The organism is Desulfonatronospira sp. MSAO_Bac3 (genome assembly GCF_003838035.1).
Lineage (GTDB): Bacteria > Desulfobacterota > Desulfovibrionia > Desulfovibrionales > Desulfonatronovibrionaceae > Desulfonatronospira > Desulfonatronospira thiodismutans.
The window spans coordinates 1-3,246 of sequence record NZ_QYZY01000130.1; the positions used below are offsets into that span (position 1 = coordinate 1).

4 protein-coding genes are annotated in these 3,246 nt (G+C 54.2%); 1 reads left to right on the forward strand and 3 read right to left on the reverse strand.

Features of this window, described 5'->3' with window-relative positions:
- Together D5S03_RS04740 and D5S03_RS04745 are read right to left on the reverse strand one after the other, a co-directional pair.
- A partial coding sequence (locus D5S03_RS04740) for a class I tRNA ligase family protein (protein WP_287042818.1) occupies nucleotides 1-426 on the reverse strand: 426 nt, incomplete at its 3' end.
- 330 nt (nucleotides 427-756) lie between these two features.
- A complete protein-coding gene (locus D5S03_RS04745; protein ID WP_008871135.1) occupies nucleotides 757-1,011 on the reverse strand; it encodes a glutaredoxin family protein in 255 nt (84 codons plus the stop codon).
- A 214-nt stretch (nucleotides 1,012-1,225) separates the two neighbouring features.
- Between D5S03_RS04745 and D5S03_RS04750 the strand changes: the two genes are divergently transcribed.
- The gene (locus D5S03_RS04750; RefSeq protein WP_008871134.1) at nucleotides 1,226-2,065 is read left to right on the forward strand and encodes an MBL fold metallo-hydrolase; all 840 of its coding nucleotides are present in this window, start codon (nucleotides 1,226-1,228) and stop codon (nucleotides 2,063-2,065) included.
- 4 nt (nucleotides 2,066-2,069) lie between these two features.
- Here the strand turns inward: D5S03_RS04750 and gap are convergent, their stop codons facing one another.
- Nucleotides 2,070-3,068: a type I glyceraldehyde-3-phosphate dehydrogenase gene (gene gap / locus D5S03_RS04755; RefSeq protein WP_287042819.1), complete on the reverse strand. Its 999-nt coding sequence runs from the start codon at nucleotides 3,066-3,068 to the stop codon at nucleotides 2,070-2,072.
- Between the last annotated feature and the right edge of the window lie 178 nt (nucleotides 3,069-3,246).

A 3,246-nucleotide genomic window follows, 5' to 3' on the forward strand; every position in this document is an offset into this window, starting at 1 on the left:
GCTCCAGTCCACGGAAGCACCTATACGGCTTATCTGGTTCAGGATTTTGCCGCCGTACTCTTCCTTCCACTGCCAGACCTGCCGGACGAATTCCTCCCGGCCCAGGTCCTGCCTGGTTGTGCCCTGTGCGGCCAGTGATTTTTCCACCACGTTCTGGGTGGCGATGCCGGCATGGTCGGTGCCCGGCACCCAGAGTACGTCATAACCCTGCTGGCGATGATAGCGGCACAGGATATCCTGCAGGGTCAGGTTCAGGGCATGGCCCATGTGCAGTGTGCCCGTGACATTGGGCGGGGGGATGACTATGCTGTAGGATTTGCCACCGGGCTCATCCGAAGGAGTGAAGCTCTGGTTGTCATTCCAGTAATCTATCCATTTTTTTTCCACGTCCCGGGGCTCAAAACCCTTGGGCAGACTCTCTGGCATCTCAAACTCCGTATATTTGACAGGGATTTACCAACAGGGATTAACGATCTGCGGGCTGCAGCGCTTGCTGAATGCAAAAGTGCTCTATTATACTTAAAGGCGCTCATCGTCAAATACACAGAAAGAGACAGTCCCGGGACAACCGGGACCACCCGGTACCTGCTTGGTCGGGCAAAAAGCTTTACCCATGCCGGCGGCATAGCAGGATGGTAACCATTCAAGGGGTCCTCGGTGGTGATGACTGTCCCCAGGGCGATTGCGGCATCCCCTGAAGGTTACTCAGGATGTCCTGTGTGCAGGCCTTGAAGTCCCAAAATCTGCCCGGCAGGGCTATGCAATGCCCAGGGCCTGGTCCAGCTCGTCTTTTCTAAAGCCCACTATCACCCTGTCTCCCACCAGAATGGTGGGAAAGCTGGCGGCGGGATTATATTTCTTCAGTTCTGCCAGGGTGTTGTTGCGTTCTTCACCGGTGAGCCAGTCTACGTGTACCGGTGTGTATTTTACACTGCACTGATCCAGGTATTCCTTGGCTTTTTTGCAGTGGATGCAGGTGCTGAGGGCAAAAATTTTTACTTCCTGGGACATGATGGACTCCTTGTCTGAAGGGTTTTTATTAGAGAAAAAGTCTACAGGCCAGGCAGAAAATGTCAAAAACTTATTTATTTGAAAAGCCATGGGCTTGAGTTAAATACATGGAAACAGCAGGCGGATTCCCGCTTCACTACGTTAAAAAAATAATGTACCCATTCTGGGAAACAGTGGCACTGAAACATGATTCAGCCAGGAAAAACGGTGCAGCATGGAGATTGTCTTTTGGGGGGCCAGGGGGTCCATTCCGGTATGCGGGCCTGAATATGTCAGGTACGGCGGGGAAACCACCTGCGTGGAAGTCAGAAATGACCAGGGCGGCAGGATCATCCTGGATGCCGGTACAGGTATTCGAAGGCTGGGGGCCGTCTTGCTCAAGGAGCAGGCTTTAAAGACAGATCTTTTTTTCACCCATACCCACTGGGATCATATTATGGGGCTGCCGTTTTTTCAGCCCCTGTATCAGCCGGGGTTCAGCATCAATCTGTATGGTCAGCCCCGGCTGCAGGGGGACATACACAGGCTGGTATTCAAGGATCTTTTCAGACCGCCGCATTTTCCAGTTCCCTACAGCCGGGTTATGTCGCAGATTAATTACCAGGAGTTCCAGGGCGGGGTGGAGGTGCAGGGGTTTTACCTGGAGACCATCGCCCTGTCCCATCCCAACCTGGGTCAGGGGTTCAGGATCAGCAGCAGCGGCAGGACGTTTGTCTTTCTCACGGATAACGAACTGGGATATTGTCACCGGGGCGGGGCTTCTTTTGAGGAGTATGTCCGGTTTGCCCGGGACGCTGATCTGCTGGTGCACGACAGCGAGTTTACCCCTGAAGAGTACAGGCAAAAAACGGGCTGGGGACATTCAACCTGTATGCAGGCCATGGAACTTGCTGCAGCATCCAGAGTCAAGCGCCTGGGCCTTTTTCATCACAACCAGGACAGAAATGATGACGGTGTAGATCAGATGGTGCAGGATTGTGCCGGGGAAATCAGCGGAAAAGGACTGGCCCTGGAATGTTTCGGAGTGTTCCAGGGCCAGGCTGTAAGGCTTTGAAAAACTACATGTATGCCTTTACCTTGTGCATCAGCCGCAGGAGCTGGTTGCAGAAGCCGGCTTCGTTGTCATACCAGATAATCAGCTTGACCTGAGTGTCGTCCATGACCGAGGTCAGCGGTCCATCCACCACGCCGCCATAGGTGCTGCCGTTATAATCCACGGAAACCAGGGGAACCTCGGTGTATCCCAGGGCGTCCTTCTGCGCCCCTTGAGATGCTGCCAGCAGGGCCTGGTTGACTTCCTGAGCGGTGGTCTTCTTTTCCACTTCCACTACCAGGTCCACTAAGGATACATTGGCCGTGGGTACACGGACCGCCATGCCGTCCAGTTTGCCCTTGAGTTCGGGAATGACCTGGGTGACCATGCGGGCCGCCCCGGTGGTTGTGGGAATCATGGACATGGCCGCGGCCCTGGCCCGGCGGATATCCTTGTGGGAGCCGTCCAGGATTCTCTGGCTCATGGTATAAGAGTGGATTGTGGTCATGAGACCGTGCTTGATGCCGAAGCTGTCATGCAGCACTCTGGCGGCAGGAGCCAGGCAGTTGGTGGTGCAGGAGGCGTTGGAGATGATTTTGTCCTCGGGGCGCAGATCCTTGTCGTTGACACCCACTACGATGGTGTTGTCGGGATTTTTGCCCGGTGCGCTTATGAGTACCTTTTTGGCCCCGCAGGAAAGGTGCTTTTCATTGCTCTCCCGGTCAGTGAACTTGCCCGTGGTCTCCAGGACCATGTCTGTGCCCAGATCCCCCCAGGACCATTCACCCGGTCCCTGCCTGGTGACCAGGACCTGATTGCCGTCTACGGTGAAGCCCTTGTCATTGGCCTGGACTTCGCCCGGAAAAGTACCGTGTACTGAATCATATTTGAACAAATGTGCCAGGTCCTGGTTGTCTGCCCTGGCGTTTATGGCCACCAGCTGCAGTTCCTGGTTGCCGGCAAGCAACCTGGTCATGTATCTGCCGATGCGGCCGAAACCGTTGATTCCTACTTTGACTGCCATTTTTCTCTCCTTGAAAGTTTGTAGTGTTTTAATTTTAAAGAGCTTGTCTCATCTTATCTCACGCAAAGGCGCGAAGAAGAGGTTCTCTCTACTCCTTGGCGTCTTAGCGCCTTGGCGTGATGCCTCTTTTTTTATCTTGAAAGAAGTATCCCACGCAAAGACGCAAAGTCGCGAAGAA